The organism is Cognatundibacterium squillarum, from assembly GCF_014652435.1.
GTDB lineage: Bacteria > Pseudomonadota > Gammaproteobacteria > Burkholderiales > Burkholderiaceae_D > Undibacterium > Undibacterium squillarum.
On record NZ_BMYU01000001.1, the window covers coordinates 362,860 to 386,791 of the forward strand.

General features: G+C 52.8%; 19 protein-coding genes. All 19 read right to left on the reverse strand.

Annotated features, from left to right (window positions below; genetic code table 11):
- Positions 1-22: 22 nt before the first annotated feature.
- Positions 23-1,786, reverse strand: a complete 1,764-nt coding sequence (locus IE092_RS01570; protein ID WP_189355249.1) for an acyl-CoA dehydrogenase family protein — start codon at positions 1,784-1,786, stop codon at positions 23-25.
- Positions 1,776-3,530 (reverse strand): fatty acyl-AMP ligase, encoded by a 1,755-nt coding sequence (locus IE092_RS01575; RefSeq protein ID WP_189355250.1) that lies wholly within the window; start codon positions 3,528-3,530, stop codon positions 1,776-1,778. The genes IE092_RS01570 and IE092_RS01575 overlap by 11 nt, the downstream gene beginning before the upstream one ends.
- 400 nt (positions 3,531-3,930) lie before the next feature.
- Positions 3,931-5,106 (reverse strand): acyl-CoA dehydrogenase, encoded by a 1,176-nt coding sequence (locus IE092_RS01580; RefSeq protein WP_189355251.1) that lies wholly within the window; start codon positions 5,104-5,106, stop codon positions 3,931-3,933.
- Between the two features lie 169 nt (positions 5,107-5,275).
- A complete protein-coding gene (locus tag IE092_RS01585) occupies positions 5,276-5,683 on the reverse strand; it encodes a RidA family protein (protein ID WP_189355252.1) in 408 nt (135 codons plus the stop codon).
- Positions 5,680-6,873 (reverse strand): acyl-CoA dehydrogenase family protein, encoded by a 1,194-nt coding sequence (locus tag IE092_RS01590; protein WP_189355253.1) that lies wholly within the window; start codon positions 6,871-6,873, stop codon positions 5,680-5,682. Before IE092_RS01590 ends, IE092_RS01585 begins: the two co-directional genes overlap by 4 nt.
- 1 nt (position 6,874) lies before the next feature.
- Entirely contained in the window at positions 6,875-7,729 is an 855-nt protein-coding gene (locus IE092_RS01595; RefSeq protein WP_189355254.1) for an enoyl-CoA hydratase family protein, read from the reverse strand.
- 34 nt (positions 7,730-7,763) lie between these two features.
- Positions 7,764-8,258, reverse strand: coding sequence for a MarR family winged helix-turn-helix transcriptional regulator (locus IE092_RS01600; protein WP_189355255.1), 495 nt, complete (start codon positions 8,256-8,258; stop codon positions 7,764-7,766).
- A gap of 101 nt (positions 8,259-8,359) precedes the next feature.
- A complete protein-coding gene (locus IE092_RS01605; protein WP_189355256.1) occupies positions 8,360-9,151 on the reverse strand; it encodes an SDR family NAD(P)-dependent oxidoreductase in 792 nt (263 codons plus the stop codon).
- Positions 9,151-11,484 carry an oxidoreductase gene (locus IE092_RS01610; protein ID WP_189355257.1) on the reverse strand — a complete coding sequence of 778 codons (2,334 nt, stop codon included), beginning with the start codon at positions 11,482-11,484 and terminating at the stop codon, positions 9,151-9,153. The genes IE092_RS01605 and IE092_RS01610 overlap by 1 nt, the downstream gene beginning before the upstream one ends.
- The gene (locus tag IE092_RS01615; RefSeq protein ID WP_189355258.1) at positions 11,481-13,130 is read right to left on the reverse strand and encodes an AMP-binding protein; all 1,650 of its coding nucleotides are present in this window, start codon (positions 13,128-13,130) and stop codon (positions 11,481-11,483) included. Before IE092_RS01615 ends, IE092_RS01610 begins: the two co-directional genes overlap by 4 nt.
- A 147-nt stretch (positions 13,131-13,277) precedes the next feature.
- Entirely contained in the window at positions 13,278-13,616 is a 339-nt protein-coding gene (ftsB, locus tag IE092_RS01620) for a cell division protein FtsB (RefSeq protein ID WP_189355259.1), read from the reverse strand.
- 54 nt (positions 13,617-13,670) lie between these two features.
- Positions 13,671-14,954 carry a phosphopyruvate hydratase gene (gene eno, locus IE092_RS01625; RefSeq protein WP_189355260.1) on the reverse strand — a complete coding sequence of 428 codons (1,284 nt, stop codon included), beginning with the start codon at positions 14,952-14,954 and terminating at the stop codon, positions 13,671-13,673.
- 144 nt (positions 14,955-15,098) lie between these two features.
- Entirely contained in the window at positions 15,099-15,950 is an 852-nt protein-coding gene (gene kdsA / locus IE092_RS01630) for a 3-deoxy-8-phosphooctulonate synthase (RefSeq protein ID WP_189355261.1), read from the reverse strand.
- A gap of 26 nt (positions 15,951-15,976) precedes the next feature.
- Positions 15,977-17,605 carry a CTP synthase gene (locus IE092_RS01635; RefSeq protein WP_189355262.1) on the reverse strand — a complete coding sequence of 543 codons (1,629 nt, stop codon included), beginning with the start codon at positions 17,603-17,605 and terminating at the stop codon, positions 15,977-15,979.
- Positions 17,606-17,701: 96 nt separating this feature from the next.
- Positions 17,702-18,643, reverse strand: coding sequence for a lipid A deacylase LpxR family protein (locus IE092_RS01640; RefSeq protein ID WP_189355263.1), 942 nt, complete (start codon positions 18,641-18,643; stop codon positions 17,702-17,704).
- A 29-nt stretch (positions 18,644-18,672) separates the two neighbouring features.
- Positions 18,673-19,485, reverse strand: coding sequence for an alpha/beta fold hydrolase (locus tag IE092_RS01645; protein ID WP_189355264.1), 813 nt, complete (start codon positions 19,483-19,485; stop codon positions 18,673-18,675).
- A complete protein-coding gene (locus IE092_RS01650; RefSeq protein WP_189355265.1) occupies positions 19,478-21,925 on the reverse strand; it encodes a DNA internalization-related competence protein ComEC/Rec2 in 2,448 nt (815 codons plus the stop codon). The genes IE092_RS01645 and IE092_RS01650 overlap by 8 nt, the downstream gene beginning before the upstream one ends.
- Positions 21,922-22,725 (reverse strand): TatD family hydrolase, encoded by an 804-nt coding sequence (locus IE092_RS01655; protein ID WP_189355757.1) that lies wholly within the window; start codon positions 22,723-22,725, stop codon positions 21,922-21,924. Before IE092_RS01655 ends, IE092_RS01650 begins: the two co-directional genes overlap by 4 nt.
- A 166-nt stretch (positions 22,726-22,891) precedes the next feature.
- Positions 22,892-23,389, reverse strand: a complete 498-nt coding sequence (gene rraA, locus IE092_RS01660) for a ribonuclease E activity regulator RraA (protein WP_189355266.1) — start codon at positions 23,387-23,389, stop codon at positions 22,892-22,894.
- Positions 23,390-23,932: the final 543 nt, after the last annotated feature.

Sequence of the window (23,932 nt, forward strand, 5' to 3'; positions counted from 1 at the left end):
CATCATTCCCGAAAAAAATTGATTAACTGTTTTGTTCCGCTTGCCCGGCTACTGCCAATTGCCATGGAATCAATGAAAACATTTGTGATTCCCGGTACTGTCTGAACAATTGATCAAGCAGCTGCCCCACCTGATTATGTTGCAGACTGCCGGTATGAAAATCTGCTGAGCCACCGCGCTCAAGTACTGCAGAAAGCCATACCCCCTGCCTGCAAAACTCATCCAGACCTTCGCGGTTAAACACCCAGAATCCCAGCGCACAAATACAGGCATGAATCGCACAATAGCGTTCAGCAAAGGCAAATTGTTGCGGCGTATTGCGCTCGCCCCGCACAACTTCTGAATTCTGAATTTCAGATTCCAGCTGTTCCAACCGCTGTAATAATTTTTCTGATTGCGCACTGATAGCTGCTGTCCGGGCACACTCAGGCTGATCAGCAGAAATTTTGCTGAGAATATTGATCAGATGGGGCAGGCTCTCTGCCACAGCATCTCTTCCGCGTCCGTGCAATTCAAAACTTTCAAACGGAAAAGCTGGTAAATCAGCCCGTAAATCAAACAGAGGGCGTATCTCTTCGGGCGTTAATTTCCTGCTGTTTGACGCACGATTTTTCGCGATTCCCGGCAACAGCGTTGCAAGGCTGTCAAGGCAGACAATACTGCTGCCATCAAATACCGAAACAATGGCGCCATCGCGCAGGAACTTCTGAAAAATGCCTTCGCAATACTCTTCACGCATGAAGTAGCGGGCCCCCAGTAAGGAAGCCAATTTCTGACAGGAAAAGTCGATCAGATAGGTGTTCTGAACTTTTGCAACACTTGACCAGGAAGAAAAATGCTTAGGAAATAAATGCAGACCACGTGCCGAAATGACCGAAACAGTCTCCGCCATTAACTGCGATATATAAGCGTTTGCCAGCGTTTCGCGCGTGTGCGGCAAATCTGCCATGCGGCCGTTGTACAACTGACGCTCAAGTGCAAACTGTGTTACCAGCCTGAGTGCAGAATCGCCGACACCCAGCGACAGCGCGGTACAGAAAGTTCTCGTGACCTGAAACCCTTTTAAGGCAAGTTCCAGTCCGTGACCTTCTTGTCCGATGCGTGCTGATGCGGGCATCAGTGCGTCGCGAAAACCGACACCACTGATATCGCAACCGCGCAGACCGTGTGTTTTTACCCGTGGTAAATGGTAATACTGGCGGCAATCCAGTTCCCGTTTATTCACGATAAACAAAGAGTGATTGCGCAGACTTGTGTCGTCCCTGACCTTTGCCAGCAACACTAGAAATCCGGAGCGTGTCGCACGATTAATCGGCCATTTTTCGCCACTTAGCCGGTAAGAACCATCTTCCTGAACTTCCGCCGTCAGTTCATTCGCAATCAGATCAGCACCGTGTGTTTTTTCCGAATATGCTAAACACGGGAATTCCCCGTTGTTCAGTACCCACCGGGCGATTTTCTGTTTCTGATCACTGTGTCCGCCAATCCACGCCAGCATTGTCCACAGCATAGTGCTGTAACTGACCGCCGCAGACATGTTGCGGCGTGCGAGAACTCTGCCAAGTGCCACAAAGGATTCCGCCGACTCAAATTGCCCGCCCAGCTGCACCGGCACATATACCTGATGCAATCCCAAATTGTGCAGACGTGTCACTTCCGCTTCGGGAAATGCATCTGCTTCGTCCAGTGCCATTGCTTTAGCATAGGAAAAAAGATTGCTACTCAATGCGGGGTCACCAAATCGCTGATCTGTTTCTGCCGCAAACCGGTACTGATCAGGCGTCATCACTTACTCCCGGCTGCACCTGCGCATCGTTCTCAGGCAACAGCGTCAATTCTCCGGCCTGCCAGCGTTTTCTCGTCTGCAGACGCTGAATTTTCCCACTGGACGTTTTTGATACTTCGCCCGCTGTGACCAGCACAAGGTGATCAATCTGTAATTGATGATGTTTAGAAACCGCATCTCGAATAATCGCCCGAAGGAAATCTTGCCCCTCACGGTATTTACGGTCGATCTCAACAACAATGACTAATTGTTCAGCGTCGGCATGATCGACTGAAAATGCGGCGACACCCTGAGCACGAATGGCGGGATGAAGACCATTGACTGTTTTCTCAAGATCATGCGGATAATGATTCTGTCCCCTCAGAATAATGAGGTCTTTTATGCGGCCAGTGACGTATACATGCTGCTCCCTCATCACACCAAGATCACCGCTGCGTAACCACTGCGCATCATCACCTTTAAGCTGGTTATGAAACGCATATTGCGTTTCTTCCGGCCTCTCCCAGTAGCCTGCAGCAACCGTTGCACCGGAAATCCATATTTCGCCAACCTGACCATCCGACAGGACTTGCATGGTTTCAGGATGCACAATGGCAACTTTGACTTCAGAATCGGCTCTGCCGCTGCTAACCAGTTCGGTGCTGTCGTCCGGACTATGCGGCTCACAGATACGACCGTGTGTCAGCCCTGTTCTCGAGACTGAAATACTGTGCACGCCTTCCTGAAATGCCATTCCGGTGACGAATAACGTGGTCTCTGCCATCCCATAGCAAGGCATAAATGCCGCGGGCCGGAAACCCGCCGGTGCAAATGTTTCCGAAAATGCCCTCAGTGTTTCCGCACGAATAGGTTCGGCACCATTACCGGCAACCTGCCATGCACTCAGATCCAGTGTTTCCACGATCTCAGGCCGTGCACGTCTGACACAATGCTCATAACCAAAATTTGGTCCGGCACTGTGCGTAGCCTTAAACTTTGTCATTGCTTCCAGCCAGCGCATTGGCCTCTGAAGAAATGTTGCCGGTGACATCAGATGCACAGGAAAGCCCGTGTACATTGGCTGCAGTATGCCGCCAATCAGGCCCATATCATGGTAAGGCGGCAACCAGATCACCCCAACTGAGCTTCGATCACAACTCATATTCCTGGCGATCATACGGGAATTCGTGATCAGGTGATCATGTGTCAGCATGACACCTTTAGGTATACCTGTGGAACCAGATGTATATTGCAGAACTGCCAGTGAATCCGGACGCAATGCGGGCTCGCGCCATTCAGATACATCAGGCAATTGCGCTTCATCACTTGCCAGCGTTTTGAGCCCGGACTGTATCAATGCCTGCCATGCTGTGTCCTGCAACTGCGAAACAACCTGACGGGTAGAGATCAGTACAGAGGCTCGGGCACTTTGTGTTACCTGTAATACGCGCTCATAAGATGCATTCATTCTCGGCGCGTACACCGGCACGGCTATCATCCCGGCGTAAAAGCAGGCCATCATTGCGCAGATATAATCAGCCCCTGGCTGAAATAACAGAACGACGCGATCGCCGGCGCTGGCCATTTGCTGCAGCATCGCTGCAATACGCTGAGCCTTCACATCCAGCTCTGCGTAAGTCATCAGCACTTCATCGTCCAGTGTATTACCGATAAAGCCAAATGCTGTCTGATCTGGCGTGTCTTCAGCTCGGTAGCGCAGTAGCTCCAGCCAGTGTTTAAAAGGAGATTTTTCTGTTTGCCGCATATTAGGTGCATCCCTGTCGGACAGTATTCAGGGCAAGCGCCGCAAATCTGTCTTAATTAGTTTTTTAACTTTTTCATTTTTTAGTATATCAACTCTAATTTTGCCGACGATAGACGATTCACATTCAAATCACATAATCAAATTGCATAGTTCTCCAACGGCAATAACGTGCAATCACTTACGCTTACATCTGCTTACATTTTTTATTAACTAAACAGCTTAACAATAAAATCCTCGGTAAAGCACTCCATTCGGAGCTGAGCACAATTCACTGTTTACGCCCTGAAGCAAGCATTAAAAAACTCTCGGCGGGCATGCAATTACCCCTTAAACGAATTCAACAAACAAAAAAAAACGGCAGGAAAACCCTGCCGTTTTTTTCATTCTTATGCTCAGCAAATCAGAATGCAGCGATACCTGTCTGCGCACGTCCGAGTATCAGTGCATGAATATCATGCGTGCCTTCATAGGTATTAACCACTTCCAGATTGACCATGTGACGTGCAATGCCGAACTCATCGGAAATGCCGTTGCCGCCAAGCATATCGCGGGCAACACGGGCGATATCCAGCGATTTACCGCAGGAATTACGCTTCATAATCGACGTGATTTCTACCGCTGCCGTGCCTTCATCTTTCATGCGGCCCAGACGCAGACAGCCTTGCAGTGCCAGCGTGATTTCGGTTTGCATATCCGCCAGTTTTTTCTGTACCAGCTGATTTGCAGCAAGTGGTTTGCCAAACTGCTTACGGTCGATGGTGTACTGACGTGCCATATGCCAGCAATATTCCGCTGCACCCAGTGCGCCCCAGGCGATACCGTAACGCGCTGAATTCAGGCATGTGAACGGGCCTTTCAGACCTTCCACACCCGGCATCAGATTTTCTTCCGGTACAAACACTTCATCCATCACGATTTCACCGGTAATCGATGCGCGCAGGCCGACTTTGCCGTGAATTGCCGGCGCGGACAAACCTTTCCAGCCTTTTTCCAGAATGAAACCACGGATTTTGCCGTCATCGGTTTTCGCCCAGACGACAAATACGTCGGCGATCGGGCTGTTGGTAATCCACATTTTAGAACCGGTCAGCGCGTAACCGCCCGGTACGGATTTGGCACGGGTAACCATGCTGGCCGGATCAGAGCCGTGGTTAGGTTCGGTCAGGCCAAAGCAGCCTATCCATTCACCGGTTGCCAGTTTCGGCAGGTATTTTTGCTTTTGCGCTTCCGTACCGAATTCGAAAATCGGTACCATTACCAGCGAGCTTTGTACACTCATCATGGAGCGGTAGCCGGAATCAACGCGTTCGACTTCACGTGCAATCAGACCATAGCTGACGTAATTCAGGCCGGCGCCACCGTATTCTGCAGGAATGGTCGGACCCAGCAGACCCAGCTCACCCATTTCACGGAAAATGGCCGGATCAGTTTTTTCGTGACGGAAAGCCTCCAGTACGCGTGGCATCAGACGCTCTTCGCAATACGCACGCGCAGCATCCTGCACCATACGTTCTTCCTCGGTCAGCTGCGAGGACAGTAACAGAGGGTCTTCCCATTGAAACACCGGCTTAGCCATCAATATCTCCTGATTTATTTGTTCTTAAACGATTTTACGAAGCGGTTACTTCGTTTTGCGCCGGATCGGGAATCACTAATTCCGCGCTCCGGCCTGATCCCGCCAACTGGTATGCTTGCGGCAGGCGCTAGTATACGCAAGCTGAACCGCGCTGAGTAAACATTCCTGATCAGACGTTGCGGGACGGAATCACTGCAGTTGCTTCGATTTCCACCTTCGCACCGTCTTCCATCAGTGCTGCCACCTGTACCGCTGTCATTGCCGGAAAATGCCGTCCGAAAATCTCGCGGTAGACTGCGCCGAGTGCCTTGCGTTGTGCCAGATACTCTGCTTTGTCAGTCACATACCAGGTCAGACGCACGACATGCGCAGGTTCTGCACCGCCACTCGCCAGCACATCAACAATGTTTTGCAATGCCTGGCGTGCCTGCAAAACAAAATCATCACTGACCAGTTGCTGGTGCTGATCCCAGCCTATCATGCCACTGACAAATACCATGGTGCCGCTGGCAGCGATGCCATTGGCGTAGCCTGAAGGGCGCGGCCAGCCATCCGGCTGTAAAACTTTCTGACTCATACATTTCCACCCTGCCGCGCATTTTTCAGCGTTTCTCTGGCAATAATGATCTGCTGCACTTCACTGGCACCTTCATAGATGCGTAAAGCCCGGATTTCGCGGTACAAACGCTCCGTTAATGCGCCGCTGACGACACCGGCACCGCCATGTAATTGCAGCGCAGTGTCGATGATTTTCTGTGCTTCTTCGGTAGCACGCCACTTCGCCATGGCAGCTTCTTTTGTGACTGGTATGCCCTGATCCCGTCGCCACGCGGCACGGTAAATCAGCAAAGCACTGCTATCGGCAGCGGTGACCATGTCTGCCAGTTGCGCTTGTGCCAGCTGGAAATCCGCCAGATAACCCTGAAACATTTTGCGGCTGAGCATGCGCTGTGTTGCCGCGTCCAGTGCGGCCCGCGCAAACCCCAGTGCGGCCGCCGCCACCGATGTACGGAACACATCCAGCGTTGCCATCGCCAGCTTGAATCCCTGCCCCGCCGCGCCGATACGCTGACTGGCCGGAATACGGCACTGGTGAAAACGCAGGCGTGCCAGCGGATGCGGCGCCATCACATCGATCCGTTCGGCGATTTCGAATCCCGGCGTATCCGCATCCACGATAAATGCGGAAATGCCGCGCGCCCCCGGCGCTTCTCCGGTGCGTGCAAACACAACATAAAAGTCTGCGATGCCGCCGTTTGAAATCCAGGTTTTCTCGCCGTTCAGTACATATCCGTCACCGTCAGCAGTTGCACTGCATTGCATCGCCGCCACATCAGAACCTGCATCCGGTTCGGACAATGCAAAGGCGGCGATTGCCGTGCCGTTTACTACCCGCGGTAAGTAGCGTGCTTTTTGGGCTTCGGTACCGAACAGGGAGATCGCGCCGGAACCCAGCCCCTGCATTGCCAGTGCAAAATCCGCCAGCCCGTGATAGCGCGCCAGCGTTTCTCGCAGCAGACACAAAATTCGGGTATCAATCTGCTCGCTGGCGCCGCCGTATTCTGTACCCGCAACCACGTAACGCAGCCAGCCACCATCCGCCAGCCGGCGCACCAGTTCACGGCATATTGCATCAGCGTCGTCGTGTCCCAGTTGCAGATGCTGCTGCGCCCACTGATCCAGTTCAGGCAGAAACTTGCGATGGAAATCATCGAAAAACGGCCATTCCATTTGCTCGGATACGGCTTGCGGTAATGCTGCACTCATTTCAGTTTCCTTCGAATTCCGGCTTGCTGCGTGCAACAAACGCATGGTAAGCACGATGAAAATCATTGGTCATCATGCAGATTGCCTGCGCCTGCGCTTCTGCTTCAATCGCTTCATCAATGCCCATATTCCATTCCTGATGCAGCATTTTTTTGGTCATACTGTTCGCAAAGGTCGGGCCCGAGGCCAGTTGCGCTGCAAATTGCTGCGCAGTTGCCAGCACCTGATCGCTTTCCGTCAGACGATTGTAAAAGCCCCAGCGTTCGCCCTCGTCCGCCGTCATTACCCGTCCGCTGAACAATAATTCTGAGGCGCGGCCCTGACCAATCAGGCGCGGCAACATCGCACACGCCCCCATATCACAACCGGCCAGTCCGACTTTGTTGAACAGGAAGGCGGTCTTTGTCTGCGGCGTGGCAAAACGGATATCCGAGGCCATCGCCAGAATCGCACCGGCACCGACGCAAACACCGTCGATTGCAGCAATCACAGGCTGCGGGCAATGGCGTATCGCCTTCACCAGATCGCCGGTCAGGCGGGTAAATGCCAGCAAAGATGGCATATCCATCGTTGTCAGCGGGCCAATAATTTCGTGCACATCACCACCGGAACAAAAATTTCCGCCAGCGCCGGTCAGCACGACAGCATGCACTGCTTTACTGTCTGAAAGCGCACGGAAAAAATCACGCAATTCGGTGTAAGAATCAAAACTCAGTGGATTTTTACGGTCGGGACGGTTCAGCGTCACCGTTGCCACGCCATCGCTGATCTGCAATGCAGAATGTTGCAAACGCAGATGGGCAGTACCGGTTTGCTGGCCTGGTAAGTTTGCGGATGTACCGGGTAAATAATTCATGCCATTCACTTTCTCAGCGCCAGTGCGCCGCTGCTTAATCCCGCGAAGCGTCGGTCAGATGATTTTTAAGGCGGGTCAGAATAGTCTGCATCTGATCTTTTTCATCAGCAGGCAAACCCGACATCAGTTCTTTCACCCAACCCTCATGGACTTTTGCCATACGGTGAAAACTCTGACGTCCCTGTTCGGTCAGGCGCACGGTATAAACGCGGCGATCCAGATGATCAGCTTCACGGATTACAAGACCTTCCGCTTCCAGCTGATCGGTGATGCCGGTCACGTTTCCGCCGGTCACCATCATGCGGCGTGACAACTCGCCCATGCGCAAGCCTTCCGGATAGCGCTCCAGTTGCGCCATCAGATCGAAGCGGGGCAGGGTTATGCTGAATTGCTCACGCAAACGGCTGCGGATTTCACGTTCTATCATCATGCTGCATGACAACATCCGCAGCCACAATCGCAGCGACTGGTGATGATCATCGGTCAGGCGACTTTCCAGATCCCTGATTTCGGGCTCTTGAGCATTCATTTTGTGTTCCAGATACTCCCGGGGGTATATTTCAACCACCGCATGTTTATTCGGACAATCGTGCCATTTTATCGGATACTCCCCTCTCTTGCAGGGGGGCGTCAGCCTGTCCACTCTGCGCCGCACACCGGAAACACTTGTCCGGAATACGCTTGCTGAGATGGCTGACAAAGCCAGCGCACCATCTCCGCGACCTCTTCAGGCTGTATCAGTCTGCCCTGCGGATTGGCAGCAGCCAGTACAGCCTGTGCCTGATTCCGCGTCAGTTGCTTTGCCTGCATCAGATTTTCCAGCGCTTGCTCTGCGATGCCGGTTTCGGTGTAACCGGGGCAAACTGCATTGACCGTGATGCCCGTAGCGGCATATTCCAGCGCGACCGTTCTGGTCAGGCCCAGCAATGCATGCTTGGCAGCGCTGTAAGCAGAGATCGTTTTGTAAGGTTTGATGGCGGCTGTACTGCAGATATTGATAATGCGGCCTTGCGGTAGTTTCTGCATGTCGGGCAGAACCGCCTGCATCGTCTGTACCGCGCCGAGCACATGAACCGCGTACATTTCTGTGAATTTCGCTGCTGTGGTATCTGCAAATTTTGCGCTGTGCGCACTGCCCGCATTGTTGACCAGAATACTGACAGGCCCGAAACGTGCCTTTGCGCTTTGCGCAGCCAGCTGCACCTGAGCGAGATCGGCCACGTCCATCGTCTCACAGGCTATACCGCCCGGATTCAGTGCGTTGAGTCTCTGCGCTGCCGACGCCAGCACATCGCTGCGACGACCGCTGATCGTAAGCTTCGCACCATCGCGCAGCAAAGCGGCTGCGATTGCGTAGCCGATACCGGAGCCACCGCCGGTAATCCATGCATGCTGTCCTTGCAGGCTGCCGGAATTTGCCATTACGGATTCTCCTTGCTGGTCTGTAATTGTTGTCTCAGTTGCCGCTCCCCCGCTTGCCATGACAAGGGCCACTGCCCTGCAATACCCGCCTGCGCCAACTGATGCAGGGTCCAGTTCGGATTCATCAGATGCGGCCTGCCAATTGCACATAAATCCGCACGTCCGGCCGCAATGATGGTATTCACCTGATCCAGCGAAGTAATCGCACCGACCGCCATCGTGGCAATGCCAGCCTCCTGACGAATCTGATCTGCAAACGGGGTCTGATACATGCGTCCGTACACCGGCTGCTGATCGCAATGGACTTGACCGGATGAGCAATCGATCAGATCAGCGCCTGCCTCACGGAAGCGTAATGCAATCTCGGTTGCCATTTCCGGCGTCATACCGCCCTCCAGCCAGTCGTGCGCAGAAATTCTGACCGAGACCGGCAAATGCGCCGGCCAGACCGCGCGCACTGCAGCGAAGACTTCCAACGGATAACGGCAGCGCGCTTCTGTACTGCCACCATAGGCATCAACTCTGTTATTCGTCAGCGGCGATAAAAAACCCGATAACAGATAACCGTGAGCGCAGTGCAACTCCAGCCAATCAAATCCTGCACAGGCTGCACGATGCGCGGCTTCCACAAACGCTTGTTTTACCAGCTGCATCTGACTGAGTGTGATTTGTTCTGCCTTGACTGAAACACCTTTACGCCAGACCGTTTCACTGGCAGCGATCAAAGGCCAGCCATCTTCACCTAATGGCAGGTCTTCACCTTCCCATGGCACATGACACGCACCTTTAGCGCCGGCATGTCCAAGCTGAATCCCGATACGTGCATCGCTATGGCGATGTACCGCATCGGTGATACGCCGCCATGCCACCAGTTGCTCATCGTTGTACAAACCGGTACAGGCAGGTGTAATGCGGGCATCTGCACTGACAGCTGTCATTTCCGTCATCACCAGCCCTGCGCCACCCATTGCCCTGCTCAGGTAATGCATTAAGTGATAATCACCGGCGATACCATCCTTTGCCTGATACTGCGCCATTGGTGAAACAACGATTCGGTTTTTCAGATGCAGTTCACGCAGGCGGAACGGTGTCATCGCTGGTGAGATACGCGAAACTCCCGAACATTCGATTCCTGACTGCGATGCAATCTGCTGCTCAACTGTCGTCACCAGCGCAGGATCGCGCAGCGCCAGATTGTCGTGCAGAATTCGCTGACTACGTGTGAGCAATGAGTAAGCCATCTGCCACATTGGCAGTCGCTGGTACCTGCCCGCATGTTCAAACCAGTTCATCGAATTGCGTGCTGCGCTCTGATAGCGCAAGAAGCCGGTTTGCCGGATTTGTTCGTATTGCTGCAATGCAGACGACAAATTCCGGGGATCACTGGCACAAAGCTGCGATACCAGCTCCGCCATATCATCCATTGCCAGACGGGTGCCGGAACCGATAGAAAAATGCGCAGTATGCGCTGCATCACCGGCCAGAACGACTGAAAGCTGCCGGCCATCCGCCTGCACTTTCGTCTGCCAGCGCTGACAAAACAATTGCGGAAACTGCATCCACTGCACAGAGCCGCGCTGCTGCTGATGTTGTGCGTACAGGCTATGCCCCTGCAAATCCCTGGCAAACAATGTTTCCAGCCGGTTCAGGGATTCCTCAGTCTGCATCGACGCCCACCCACCCTGCTCCCAGACCGCTTCGGGCATCTCCACAATCCAGGTGGCACAAACGCCATCACTATTTTTGTGATGGCGATACGCATGTGCCTGTATCCAGCCATGTTCTGTTTCAACAAAGGAAAACAGGAAACTATCCAGCGGCAAGCTTGTTCCCAGCCAGACGAAACGGGTCTTACCCTGCGTTTGCCGTGGCTGAAACGTAGACTGCAATTGCTGACGCACCGCGCTGTACAAGCCATCGGCGCCGATCAGTAAGTCTGCCTGCATACTGATTGCCATTTGCACCGGATCCGTTACCGCTCGCTGCCAATGAAAAATCACACCGGCGGATTCACACAAATCCTGTAATTGCTGCAGTAACTGATAGCGACTGATTGCATAAAAATCGTGACCTGAACTGCGTACGACTTCCGTATTGCGCCGTATTTCTATGGTGTCCCAGTGATGCAATGAGGGGGCGAGTGCTGCAGCAAGATCAGCATCCTGAACACCGATGGCTTCCAGTGCATCTTCCGACAACACCACACCCCAGCCGAAGGTATCTTGCGCTGCATGGCGCTCTGTCAGATGAATTTCCCAGCCTGGACAGCGTTTTTTCAGCAATAACGCACCGAACAATCCTGCTGGCCCGCCGCCGTTAATCAGAATTTTCATTGCACCTCCTCTGCACTTTGTTGCAACCCGGATTGACGCAATGCATAGCGTTGCAGCTTGCCGCTGTCAGTACGCGGCAGTGAAGAAACAAATTCAATTAAACGCGGATATTTATACGGCGCGATCCGCTGTTTGACCCAGTGCTGCAGGATTTCTGTGATGGCTGCATCAGCCATTTGCGGATCACGTAACACGACAAAGGCTTTGACCAGTTGTCCGCGCATTTTATCCGGCACACCAATCACAGCACATTCAGCGACCTGTTCGTGCGCCAGCAAAGCATCTTCCACTTCGCTGGCAGCGATGTTGTAACCTGCACTGACGATCATGTCATCAATACGGCCGTGATAATAAAAATAGCCATCCTGATCCATCGCATATGCATCGCCGGTCAGATTCCAGCCGTTCTGTACATAGGTTTGCTGACGGATATCGTTCAGGTAGCGACAACCTGTCGGCCCTTTCACAGCAAGTTTGCCAACAACGCCTGGTGCACATAACTGGCCGTTTGCATCCAGCACACAGGCCTGATAGCCGGGAATCACTTTTCCAGTCGCACCGGCCCTGACTTCATCGCCCGCCGCCGCAATAAAAATATGCAGCATTTCCGTCGAGCCTATGCCATCAATCATGGTTAAACCTGTGGCAGATTCAAATGCTGTACGTGTTGCGACAGGCAGTACTTCTCCTGCAGAAACCACCGTGCGCAATGAGCGCAAGTCCGCTTGCGGCAGTAAAGGCAGCATTTGCCGGTAACAAGTCGGTGCGGTATAGCACACCGTGATCTGATGTTCTGCGATCGTGCTCAGCAAACTCTCCGGCGTGTAGCGCTCCAGCAAGATACTTGCTGCGCCATAACGCAGAGGAAACAGCAGCAACCCGCCGAGCCCGAAAGTGAAAGCCAGCGGTGGTGTACCGGTAAATACATCGTGCTGCGTGATCCTGAGTACCGAGCGCGGAAACAAGTCACAGATCGCCAGCAGATCTTCATGAAAATGCACCGTTGCTTTGGGCTTGCCGGTGGTACCGGAGGTAAATGCAATCAGACAAGGATCATCTCTGGCGGTATCTGCCACCTGAAATTCCGCAGCATTTGCTTGCTGCACTGTTTGCAGAAATACAGAATCAGCTTCGCGAAAACGGATAACACAGAGATTTTTTAAAATGCCATCGTCCATCTGCGCGACCTGGGTAAATACCTGCTCATCGCACAAAATATGACTGACACGGGCATACATTGCCATTGCGCTCAGTTCTTTTGCCCGCAGCATCGGCATAGCGGGAACAGCAATTGCACCGGCACGTATCACCGCCAGCAAACAAGCAGCCAGCCAGGGATGATTTGTTCCGCTGATCAGCACGCGTTGTCCGGCTTTTAAACCGTATGTTCTCTGCAGGGTTAAAGCGATGCGGGCAGAAACAGATGACAGCTCGGCATACGTCCAGCGCACACCGCTGCCAGCCAGTGCAAGACGTTCTGCGAACTGCTTATCCTGCGCTTTTTCAAGTAATACTTCCGCACAATTCAGTCGGTCGGGGTACTGTAATTCAGGAAGAGAAAAAGGCCGTTCGGGCCAGAGATTTTTTGACGGGAGATGCTGACGCACAAATGCGGCATCATCTGCACCAGAGACCTGCATGGTCATCCGTTACTCCGGTTGCGACAATGCACGATACTTTAAACCTAAAATAATTTCAGGTAAATACTATTCAGCAGGATCAGACTGCGCGAAGTATTATTCCTTGTCCGCTGACAAGAATAATTTCAGAGGAGAGACAACGGGAAAACTGCATCAGCGCTTACGCTTTTCCGCAGGAGGTGCCGGCTCTTTCGGTGCCGGTGGTGGTGGCAGACTGGCATTCGCATCCAGAATCTGCACAAAAATCTCATCCTTGCGCAGCATGCCAAGTTCAAGGCGTGCACGTTCTTCAACAGACTCTGTTGAGTTTTTCAGATTATCGATTTCGGAAGCCAGCTTCGCATTACGCTCACGCAATTGCTCATTTTTACCATGCACCTGTCCGAGCTGACGTTCCAGTTCCCAGACACGCAGCCAGCCACCTTTCCCCAGCCACAGCGGGTACTGAATCAGGATCAATAAACATGCAAAAGCAAGCGCAATAAGACGCACAATAAACACCTTGCCGACACAAAGGGCTTATGCCCTTCGTGTCAGTCACAACAATTACTTCAGATTGTAGAACGCGTCGCGACCAGGGTAAGTAGCGATTTCACCCAGATCTTCTTCGATGCGCAGCAGCTGATTGTATTTCGCCATACGATCAGAACGGGACATAGAGCCAGTTTTGATCTGCAGTGCGTTAGTACCAACAGCGATATCTGCAATTGTGCTGTCTTCTGTTTCACCGGAACGGTGAGAAATTACTGCAGTGTAACCTGCGCGTTTTGCCATTTCGATGGCTGCGAAAGTTTCTGTCAGTGTACCGATCTGATTGATTTTGATCAGAATAGAGTTAGCGATATTTTTCTGAATACCTTCCTTCAGAATTTTCGTATTGGTCACGAACAGATCGTCACCAACCAGCTGAACTTTTTTGCCCAGTTTTTCTGTCAGAATTGCCCAGCCTTCCCAGTCGCCTTCTGCCATACCGTCTTCGATGGAGATGATAGGATATTTATCAACCCAGGTCGCCAGCAGGTTAGCGAAATCGGTAGAAGACAGTATCAGGCCTTCGCCTTCCAGATGGTATTTGCCGTCTTTGTGGAATTCCGAAGCAGCGCAATCCAGACCCAGCGCGATTTGTGTACCTGGCTCATAGCCAGCAGTTTCAATCGCCTGAATAATCAGCTTGATCGCTTCTTCATGATTTTCAACGGAAGGAGCGAAACCACCTTCATCACCAACAGCAGTTGTCAGGCCTTTGTCGTGCAGGATTTTTTTCAGTGTGTGGAATACTTCAGCACCGTAACGGATCGCTTCACGGAAAGATGGTGCGCCAACCGGAATAATCATGAATTCCTGCAGATCCAGATTGTTATCTGCGTGCGCGCCACCGTTGATCACGTTCATCATCGGTACCGGCAATTGCATTGCACCGGAACCGCCGAAATAACGGTACAGTGGCAGACCAGCTTCTTCTGCCGCAGCTTTTGCAACTGCCATCGAGACTGCCAGCATTGCATTCGCGCCCAGACGGCTCTTGTTTTCTGTGCCGTCCAGATCGATCATTGTACGATCCAGGAAAGCCTGTTCGTTTGCGTCCAGACCGATAATCGCTTCTGCGATTTCAGTATTGATATGCTCAACCGCTTTCAGTACACCTTTACCGAAGTAACGGGATTTGTCGCCGTCACGCAGTTCGATCGCTTCACGCGAACCGGTGGATGCGCCGGACGGAACGGCAGCACGGCCCATTACGCCGGATTCCAGCAGTACATCGCATTCCACGGTTGGATTACCACGGGAATCGATCACTTCGCGGCCAATAATATCTACGATAGCGCTCATACAAAGCTCCTAAGTTGAATAAGAAAACACAAACCTTACGGAAATCAGTCTGACCGACAAAGAAAAGCGCATAAAAAACGCGGCGGACAGACTGAATGCTGCTGTCGCCGCGTTTTTCGCAGCCACAGCGGCTACAAATGCGGATCAGAAATCAGCTTCGAGAAAGCCTGTTTTCTTAACGACGCGGTCAAGATCCGCCATCGTTTCCAGAAGTTCTTTCATGCGACCCAGCGGCACCGCGTTCGGGCCATCGCATAAAGCTTCTGCAGGATTCGGATGCGTTTCCATGAATACACCGGAAACACCTGCGGCGATTGCCGCGCGTGCCAGCACAGGCACAAATTGACGTTCACCACCGGAAGAAACGCCCTGCCCGCCCGGCAATTGCACGGAGTGGGTGGCATCAAATACAACCGGGCAACCGGTTTCGCGCATGATTGCGAGCGAACGCATATCGGAAACCAGATTGTTATAGCCGAACGAAACACCACGTTCGCAGGCCATGAAATTATCTTCATTCAGACCGGCAGCACGTGCTGCTGCACGTGCTTTACCAATCACATTGACCATATCGCGCGGTGCGAGGAACTGGCCTTTTTTAATATTCACCGGCTTACCGGAACGCCCGCAGGCTTCAATGAAGTCTGTCTGACGGCACAGGAAAGCCGGTGTCTGCAACACATCAACTACCGCTGCAACAGGCGTAATTTCTTCTGTGGAGTGAATATCGGTCAGTACCGGTACGCCAATCTCACGTTTGACTTTTGCCAGAATTTCCAGCCCGCGCTCCATACCAAGGCCGCGGAAAGAATTACCGGAAGAACGATTAGCTTTATCAAACGAGGATTTGTAAATAAACGGAATACCGAGTTCTGTCGTGATCTCTTTCAGATAACCCGCTGTATCCAGCGCCATTTGTTCTGTTTCAATCACACACGGACCAGCAATCAGAAAGAAAGGCTGGTTCAGACCGACTTCAAATCCACATAATTTCATACTGTTTTCCTTTTACAGCGCAAATATCAGGACTGCTTCTGAGCGAGTGCTGCTTTGACAAACGCGATAAACAGCGGATGGCCGTCGCGTGGTGTCGATTTGAACTCAGGGTGATATTGCACGCCGATATAGAACGGATGCACGTCACGTGGCAATTCCATGATTTCACACAGATCTTCTGTCGCAGTACGGGAAGAAACCACCAGACCAGCCTGCTCAATACGCGTCAGGTAATGGTTGTTTGCTTCGTAACGGTGACGGTGACGTTCAGTCACAACGTTGCCGTAGATTTCTGATGCCAGTGTGTTTGGTTTGATTGCGCAGGTCTGTGCACCCAGACGCATGGTGCCGCCGAGATCGGAATTTTCATCACGTTTCTCAACTTTACCGTCAGCGTTTTGCCATTCATCGATCAGCGCGACAACCGGTTGCGGTGTTTCAGGATCAAACTCAGTCGAGTTAGCCTGACCCAGACCTGCCATATTACGTGCGTATTCGATCAGCGCTACTTGCATACCGAGGCAGATACCGAGGTAAGGCACTTTGTTTTCACGGGCAAAACGGGCAGCTTTGATTTTGCCTTCCACGCCGCGTTTGCCGAAACCACCCGGCACCAGAATCGCATCGAATTTTTTCAGGGAATCTGTACCTTGCGCTTCGATTTCTTCGGAGTCTACGTACTCGATGTTCACACGGCTTTCGGTGTGGATACCGGCATGACGCAGCGCTTCTGTCAGCGATTTGTACGATTCAGTCAGATCGACATACTTACCAACCATGCCGATGGTGATTTCTTCTTTCGGGTTTTCCAGCGCGTACACCAGTTTGTCCCACATAGACAAATCAGCTGGTTTAGGATTGATGCCGAGTGCTTCACAAACGATGGTATCCAGACCCTGAGCACGCAGCATTTGCGGAATCTTGTAGATGGTGTCTGCGTCCCAGACGGAAATCACGCCTTCTTCGCGAATGTTTGCGAACAGGGAGATTTTTGCGCGCTCATCGTCAGGAATACGACGATCAGAACGGCACAGCAGCGCGTCAGGGAAAATACCGATTTCGCGCAGCTTCTGAACGCTGTGCTGTGTCGGTTTGGTTTTCAGTTCGCCTGCAGCAGCAACGTAAGGAACCAGTGTCAGATGCACGAAAGACGCATTATTGCGGCCAGCGCGCAGACTCAGCTGACGTGCTGCTTCCAGGAATGGCAGGGACTCGATATCGCCAACGGTACCACCGATTTCAACGATCGCGATTTCTGCGCCTGCTGCGCCGCGATGGATGAATTCCTGGATTTCATTGGTGATGTGCGGGATAACCTGAACGGTTTTACCCAGATATTCGCCACGACGTTCTTTACGGATCACGGATTCGTAAATCTGACCGGTCGTGAAGTTATTCACTTTCTTCATCTTGCTGCTGATGAAGCGCTCATAGTGTCCCAGATCCAGATCGGTTTCCGCGCCGTCATCGGTAACGAAAACTTCACCATGCTGGAATGGGCTCATTGTGCCCGGATCAACGTTAATATACGGATCCAGTTTGAGCATTGTGACTTTGAGGCCGCGCGATTCGAGGATCGCGGCGAGAGAGGCAGCGGCAATACCTTTGCCCAGAGAGGAGACTACGCCCCCGGTAACGAAAACGAATTTTGTCATTGCAGAAGGTGCCCTACGGCACAAGCGGGAAATCGGAATTATACATCAGCTTTGGCTGAGTACACGAGTACCCGCGAATTCTGCCATATTTCCGGCTCAGTTTTGATATGCAAATTGCAATCTGACGAAATTCTGATTTCCGGTTGCATCGGTGATTTCCCGGATCTCATTCATACGCCGCACCACGGAAGCATTGATGCCCCACTGCGCACCCTGCCAGCGATATCCGAGTTCAACTTCACCGCCGCGGTGACGAATATGGACAGGCAACGTCTGGTTGCGGAAGTAACCGCCCTGCACGGTCGCGTTATAGCCCACCCATTTAAGTTCCGTGCGCAAAAAGGCATAGGAAGCTTGCTGTCCTGGCAATAAATTCAGATTGCCTGCGCGCAATTCAGCCTCGACGCCGGCATCGGTAAAAATATTTCCAAAGCGGCCTTTGACCAGCGGGCGAAACTCAACGCCAGTCCACGGCAGCATTTTCCCCGGAGAATAACTGCCGGACAACACCACGCCCGCCTCGTTTTTCAGCTGCGTGCTCCAGCCCTGCGCTTGCGGCTGACGTAAAATTTTATGCAGAACTTCCTGAGACTTTTCGCCTGCGGCGCACGGACCAAGGCAGCCAATGTCCAGTCCGATTTTCCATGAGCGTCCGGTTGCATCGGTTTGCTCACGCCAGACACCGCCATACAACCATGCCGCATACGGGTGATCAATCACCGGCATTTGCGCTGGTGGCAACTTGATATCCGAACCCGTGTATAAATCCTGACCGAGTCGCCAGCCGTATTCCACCACCTGTGTACCGGATTGCAGCATGAAGCGACGACTTAAATGGTCGCCAGCTGTGTAAAAGCGGTCATCACGCTTCAGCAACAGGCTGTCATTTTCAACTTCCACCATCCATTCCGATTTCCCCTGACTGCTGACTTTCTGCCACTCCTGCCAGTCAGGCAAGACCTGCGCAAAAGTTAAGCCGGAAGCGCTGATCAGCATGAAGGCAAAAACTGTATGAACGGTATTTTTGGAAATCATCATCGGTATCCGGAAAGTACAAGGATCTGATTTTAACGTGTGGCAGCCGACTGGCTGATGACTTTCTGCAACATTTTCAGCACAGTTTCTGCGGTTTCTTTCGGCTTCTCCATGGGTATCAGGTGCCCGCCGGAAATCAGCGTGTAATGCTCTTTCATTAAACGTCTGGTATGGCGATCACCCGCCATGCCACATTCTTTTGATTCCGTTCCGCCGACAAATCCCAGCGGCACATCCGGCCATTCATGAATCAGCTTACCCATATGGTGCGGCATGGTGCGGTAGATCCGCGTCTCAATGTCACGCAGAAAGCGCAAAGTTACGCCATCAGCATTCACTTCAGTTCCTGCATGGACGTAATCCCACAGCACTTCAGGCTCCCATGCCTGAAACACTTCTTTGACAGCGAAATGCTGATGCACTGCCTGATGGTTTTCCCACTGCTGTTTGCGAACTTCAGAAAAGCGCGCCGGTGAGAGGTATTTATCGACACCCAGCTTTTTGATTGTCCAGAGCACACCGGCACGCCAACCCGCCACAATCGGTGCATCAATCACCACCACGGCTTTCACCAGCTCCGGATGCTGATGCGCAACCAGCATGGACAGCAAACCACCCAGCGAATGGCCGAGCAATATCACCGGTTCCTGATAACGCTGGCGCAAATCAGTAGCGATTTCCTGAATCAGCCATGGCCAGCAATCCGTCACCGGATAATCCGGATGATGTCCGATGCGTTCTGTGCTTTGTATCTCGTAATGCGGTTCCAGATACGATAAAAACCGGCGGTAAGTGCCTGCCGGAAAACCGTTACCGTGCAAAAAATGTAATCGGGGTTTATTCATGGTCTCCACTCCCGTCTGCGCGGGTTTGCCAGTAGCGTGGCCGGTCGCGCCGGTAGCTGCTGACTTCAGTTGTTTCTGAAAAAACAAACTGTATCGCACCTTCCGAGTCACTACGTAGACGTTTTACTCCAAAATCCGCATAGCGCTGCCACACGTCGGCGCGCGGATGCCGGTAACGATTTCTGTAGCCAAGCTGAAACACCGCCCATTCCGCTTGCACCGCTCGCAGAAATGCGGGCGTTGACGACGTGCCGCTGCCGTGGTGCGGCACAAGTAAGACATTGGCGCGTAACTTGTCCGGCAGCATTTGCAGCATTTCATCTTCCTGCACCGCTTCGATATCGCCTGCCAGTAAGATCACCTGATCACGATAAGCGATACGCAGCACACAACTGCGCGCATTCGGCTTCCATTTATCACTGGTATAACTGACCGCAGCCGGTTGTAAAAACTCAAAATCCACACTATCCCAATGCCAGCGCATTCCGGCTTCGCAGCGCTGATGCGGACGCATACGAGCTTGCAACGCATACTGTTCGGGCAAAGAACTGTACCACTGCGCCGTGGCAATATTTTTTGCGATACTCGCCGCACCGCCGGAATGATCAGTGTCCTGATGTGAAACAATCACCGCATCCAGCTTTGAAATTCCCCGGCTTTGCAAATACGGCAGCACAATCCGCGCACCTGCATCTGCACCGGCATTCCATGCAGGACCAGTGTCGTACAGCAAGCGATGATGCGGCGTTTCCACCAGCACCGCCATCCCCTGCCCTACATCCAGAAACCGGACAACCAATCCGGCTTCCTGCAATGGCACCGGCAACAGCAATGGCAGCCAGCCGCACAAACCCAGCCAGCGTAAAGGCCAGCGTCGCGGTAAAAGCAGAATCAGACTACCCGCCGTTGCCAGCAGCAAATACGGCCATTCCGGCACGGGACGCTGCCACACTGCCCACGCAGGTGCCGCCATCCATTCCATCAATGGCATTAACCACGATAACAACAGATGCGCCAGTTGCCACACCAGCTTTGCCAGTGCGTCCGGTAGCAGACAGCCAAACAGCGCAAGCGGCGTAACCAGCCAGCCGATCACCGGAATCGCGATTGCATTGGTGAATGGACTCACCAGACTGAACTGACCAAACCAGAACAGACACGCCGGCAACATGGCCGCCATCAGCGCCCACTGACTTTGCAGTGCCTGCATCAGCTTCTGCCGCCAGTGCATTTTCTTTGCTGGTTTCTCCGGATCCGGTTGTACTACCGCCATCAAAGCCGCAACCGCGCCGAACGATAACCAGAATCCCGGCCACATCGCCGCCCACGGATCACACATCAGAACAAGCGCCAACGCCATCGCCAGTATTTGTGAGGAACGCCACGGAATACCGCCGAATGCAGCCAGCGCCGCAACCGTCAGCATAATTGCGGTACGTTGTGCTGGCACGCCGAAACCCGCCAGCGCCACATACAGCCAGGCCGTGATCACACCGGAAATCAGCATGATGTGTTGCGTCGGGCAGCGCAAAGGCAATGCCGGTTGCAGCGGCAACCATGCAGAACGTCGCCAGATCTGTCCGCACAGCCATGCCACCAGTGCCGCAATCATGGTGATATGCGATCCGCTGATCGAAATCAGATGCCCGATGCCGCTGCGCATCAGCATGCTCCAGTCATCCTGCGAAATGCCGCGCTGCTCGCCGATCACCAGTGCTACCACCACGGCGGCGTAACGCTGCTCCGGCAACGCGGCATATATCCGGTCGCGCAAACTTGCCCGCCAGCGTGCTATTTGTGCTGTCGCAGACCAGCCTGTATCGCTGCATGGTCGCAGGCTGGCAACGCGAACAGACGCCGCACCATCCAGCCCCTGTTCCAGCGCCCACAGTTCGCTGTCAAAACCACCGGGATTCGCGGTACCGTGAATCTGCTTCAGCCGCAGTTGCATTTGCCAGCACTGGCCGGAAATCAGTTCCGGCAAGGCTTCGCGTTGGGGAAACCAGTTTGCACCGAGTTTTTGCGGGGAATGGAATGTGTCGATATTCGCAGGCCAGTCCGCCTGCAGCAACTTCGCTGTGAAGTGCCAGCCAGTATCATTGCGGTAAGGCAAACCCTCGATTTGTATCAGCGCCTGAATTTCCTGCCCGTCAAACGCCTGTGGCAATCGGGTTTGCAGCGCGTCACAGGCTTGCCAGTGCGCCCAGCTCAGTCCCGCCAGCAAGCCAAGCATTGGCGAAACCAGCAAACACCACCAGTGATGGCGGCGCTGAACCGTACTGGTATCGGATTTAAACCTTGTATGACGCCGCAGCCACCACCACAGCCCATGCAAAAATAAAACCGCGATCAGTATCTGATTTGCATATGTGTTGATCAGTGTCGCTTGTTGCTGCAGGATCAGCGTACCAGCCAGAAATCCCGCAGCCCAGCGCCTCATCGCAGTAAAGCCTCCAGCCGTGGCATGGCCGCGATCGCATTCTGTGTTGTGATACGGGCGGTTTCTTCCGGCGTCCAGCCACGCAATTCCGCCAGCACCTGCGCAATCTGCGGCAATTCTGCCGGACTATTACGCTGACCGTGCAACCAAGCTGGCGGAATATCCGGCGCATCGGTTTCGAGCACGATGGATTCCGGCGGCAGTTCGGCCGCCAGTCTGCGAATCTGGCGCGAACCGGAAAACGTCATGGTGCCGCCGAAGCCCAGCTTAAAACCGAGCTTAATAAATTCCATCGCCTGATGATGGCTGCCATTGAATGCGTGCGCGATGCCGCCGTGCACCGGAATCCGGCGTAAATGTTTCAGAATCTGATCTTGCGATCTGCGCACATGCAACAGCACCGGCAAATCAAAATCACGTGCGATTTTTAACTGCTCGCGGTAAAACCATTCCTGCTTCTCTGCCAGCGGCGCTTCACGCAATGCCGGCACAAAATAATCCAGCCCGATTTCACCAACCGCCACCAGCCGCGCATCCTGCGGCAGCCGCTGCGCAATCTGCTCGCGCAACAGCGCAATATCGCTCTCGTCGGATACCGGCACATACATGGGGTGAATCCCCAGCGCATAACTGCAACCAGGCAAACGCGCTGCCATTTCCGCCGCCTGCGCAAAGGTATTGCGATGCACCGCCGGAATCACCACCTGCGCCACACCACACTGCTGCGCCTGCGCACGGATGTGTGCCGCTTCATCACCAAACTCAGAAGCGTCCAGATGGCAGTGGGTATCAATCAACATCGCTGGCGTCAGCATTTCCGGCATCACAAACAAAGAAAATCAGAAAAAAAAGCAGTGTAGCGCGGATGAAGAACACTGTCTCTGCAGCAACCTATTTCAATCATGCACTGACAACAAAAACAAACAGCCGGACATGCCGGCTGCGTAACATCAAAAACAAAATACTTCAGCTATGCAAAGGCTGACTGGAAACAATCACACCGTCCTCGTCTGCATACAGCCATTCTCCCGGCGCGACGCGCACACCGTCGATTTGTACCACCGCATCCTGCAAACCACCGCCGCGCTTGATACTACGAACAGGAATAGTGCCGAGCGCTTTGACGCCGACTTCACAAGCTGCCAGTTCCGCGCTGTCACGTACGCAACCGTGGACCACAATGCCGGACCAGCCATTCTGCTCCGCCAGCTTGCCCAGATTGCCACCCACCAGCGCGCAACGCAGGCTGGCGCCGCCATCGATCAGCAACACGCGGCCATGTCCCGGCGTTTCCAGCAAAGTACGCACCAGCCCGTTATCTTCAAACAAACGCAAAGTCACCACCTGCCCCGCAAAACGCAGCACGCCACCGTAATCACGAAATACCGGCGGCAACGCACGCACGATACCGCGCGCAATCAGGTCTTCATTGGCATCACACAAATCACAGGTCTGAAAATCCATGGCTACTCCTAGCGGTTGAGTTAACGATTCCGCATCAGTTTGCCATGGTTTACCGAAAGTTGGCGCATCCGCCGCCAGAGCATCAACTCAAATTTGCGCTGCCGCAGACGCCGACCATGTTGCAGAAATCGTCATCAGCCCATTCCGGACAACCAGACTTTCTGCCGACGACCGCCAGATTGGTGTGCGGGAATCCGCATTTTGGGTGGAAAATAGTGATGTTGCGCTGATCTAAACCTGATATTTTTTCATAAAGATGAGGACGGGCATCAAATAAATTGAGATATCAAAATAACAGAAGCATGATGAACAAGCCGCAAAATTAAAATCAATAAATCAACCCAGAACCATTTTGCAATACCGCGATTTTGAGCAAAAATATATCTTATATCAAAAAAAACAAAAAATTTAAATAAAAAATCCTTAAAAATAAATTAAAATTAACTTTACTTACGAATTCCCCATTAAAATTTAATCTAATCTAATCTAATCTAATCTAATCTAATCTAATCTAATCTAATCTAATCCAATCAAATTAAATAA

Bases quoted from the DNA above. Each gene is read 5' to 3' on its own strand.
- IE092_RS01570 (WP_189355249.1), bottom strand. From the start codon at position 1,786: ATGACGCCTGATCAGTACCGGTTTGCGGCAGAAACAGATCAGCGATTT.
- IE092_RS01575 (WP_189355250.1), bottom strand. From the start codon at position 3,530: ATGCGGCAAACAGAAAAATCTCCTTTTAAACACTGGCTGGAGCTACTG.
- IE092_RS01580 (WP_189355251.1), bottom strand. From the start codon at position 5,106: ATGGCTAAGCCGGTGTTTCAATGGGAAGACCCTCTGTTACTGTCCTCG.
- IE092_RS01585 (WP_189355252.1), bottom strand. From the start codon at position 5,683: ATGAGTCAGAAAGTTTTACAGCCGGATGGCTGGCCGCGCCCTTCAGGC.
- IE092_RS01590 (WP_189355253.1), bottom strand. From the start codon at position 6,873: ATGAGTGCAGCATTACCGCAAGCCGTATCCGAGCAAATGGAATGGCCG.
- IE092_RS01595 (WP_189355254.1), bottom strand. From the start codon at position 7,729: ATGAATTATTTACCCGGTACATCCGCAAACTTACCAGGCCAGCAAACC.
- IE092_RS01600 (WP_189355255.1), bottom strand. From the start codon at position 8,258: ATGAATGCTCAAGAGCCCGAAATCAGGGATCTGGAAAGTCGCCTGACC.
- IE092_RS01605 (WP_189355256.1), bottom strand. From the start codon at position 9,151: ATGGCAAATTCCGGCAGCCTGCAAGGACAGCATGCATGGATTACCGGC.
- IE092_RS01610 (WP_189355257.1), bottom strand. From the start codon at position 11,484: ATGAAAATTCTGATTAACGGCGGCGGGCCAGCAGGATTGTTCGGTGCG.
- IE092_RS01615 (WP_189355258.1), bottom strand. From the start codon at position 13,130: ATGACCATGCAGGTCTCTGGTGCAGATGATGCCGCATTTGTGCGTCAG.
- eno (WP_189355260.1), bottom strand. From the start codon at position 14,954: ATGAGCGCTATCGTAGATATTATTGGCCGCGAAGTGATCGATTCCCGT.
- kdsA (WP_189355261.1), bottom strand. From the start codon at position 15,950: ATGAAATTATGTGGATTTGAAGTCGGTCTGAACCAGCCTTTCTTTCTG.
- IE092_RS01635 (WP_189355262.1), bottom strand. From the start codon at position 17,605: ATGACAAAATTCGTTTTCGTTACCGGGGGCGTAGTCTCCTCTCTGGGC.
- IE092_RS01640 (WP_189355263.1), bottom strand. From the start codon at position 18,643: ATGATGATTTCCAAAAATACCGTTCATACAGTTTTTGCCTTCATGCTG.
- IE092_RS01645 (WP_189355264.1), bottom strand. From the start codon at position 19,485: ATGAATAAACCCCGATTACATTTTTTGCACGGTAACGGTTTTCCGGCA.
- IE092_RS01650 (WP_189355265.1), bottom strand. From the start codon at position 21,925: ATGAGGCGCTGGGCTGCGGGATTTCTGGCTGGTACGCTGATCCTGCAG.
- IE092_RS01655 (WP_189355757.1), bottom strand. From the start codon at position 22,725: ATGTTGATTGATACCCACTGCCATCTGGACGCTTCTGAGTTTGGTGAT.
- rraA (WP_189355266.1), bottom strand. From the start codon at position 23,389: ATGGATTTTCAGACCTGTGATTTGTGTGATGCCAATGAAGACCTGATT.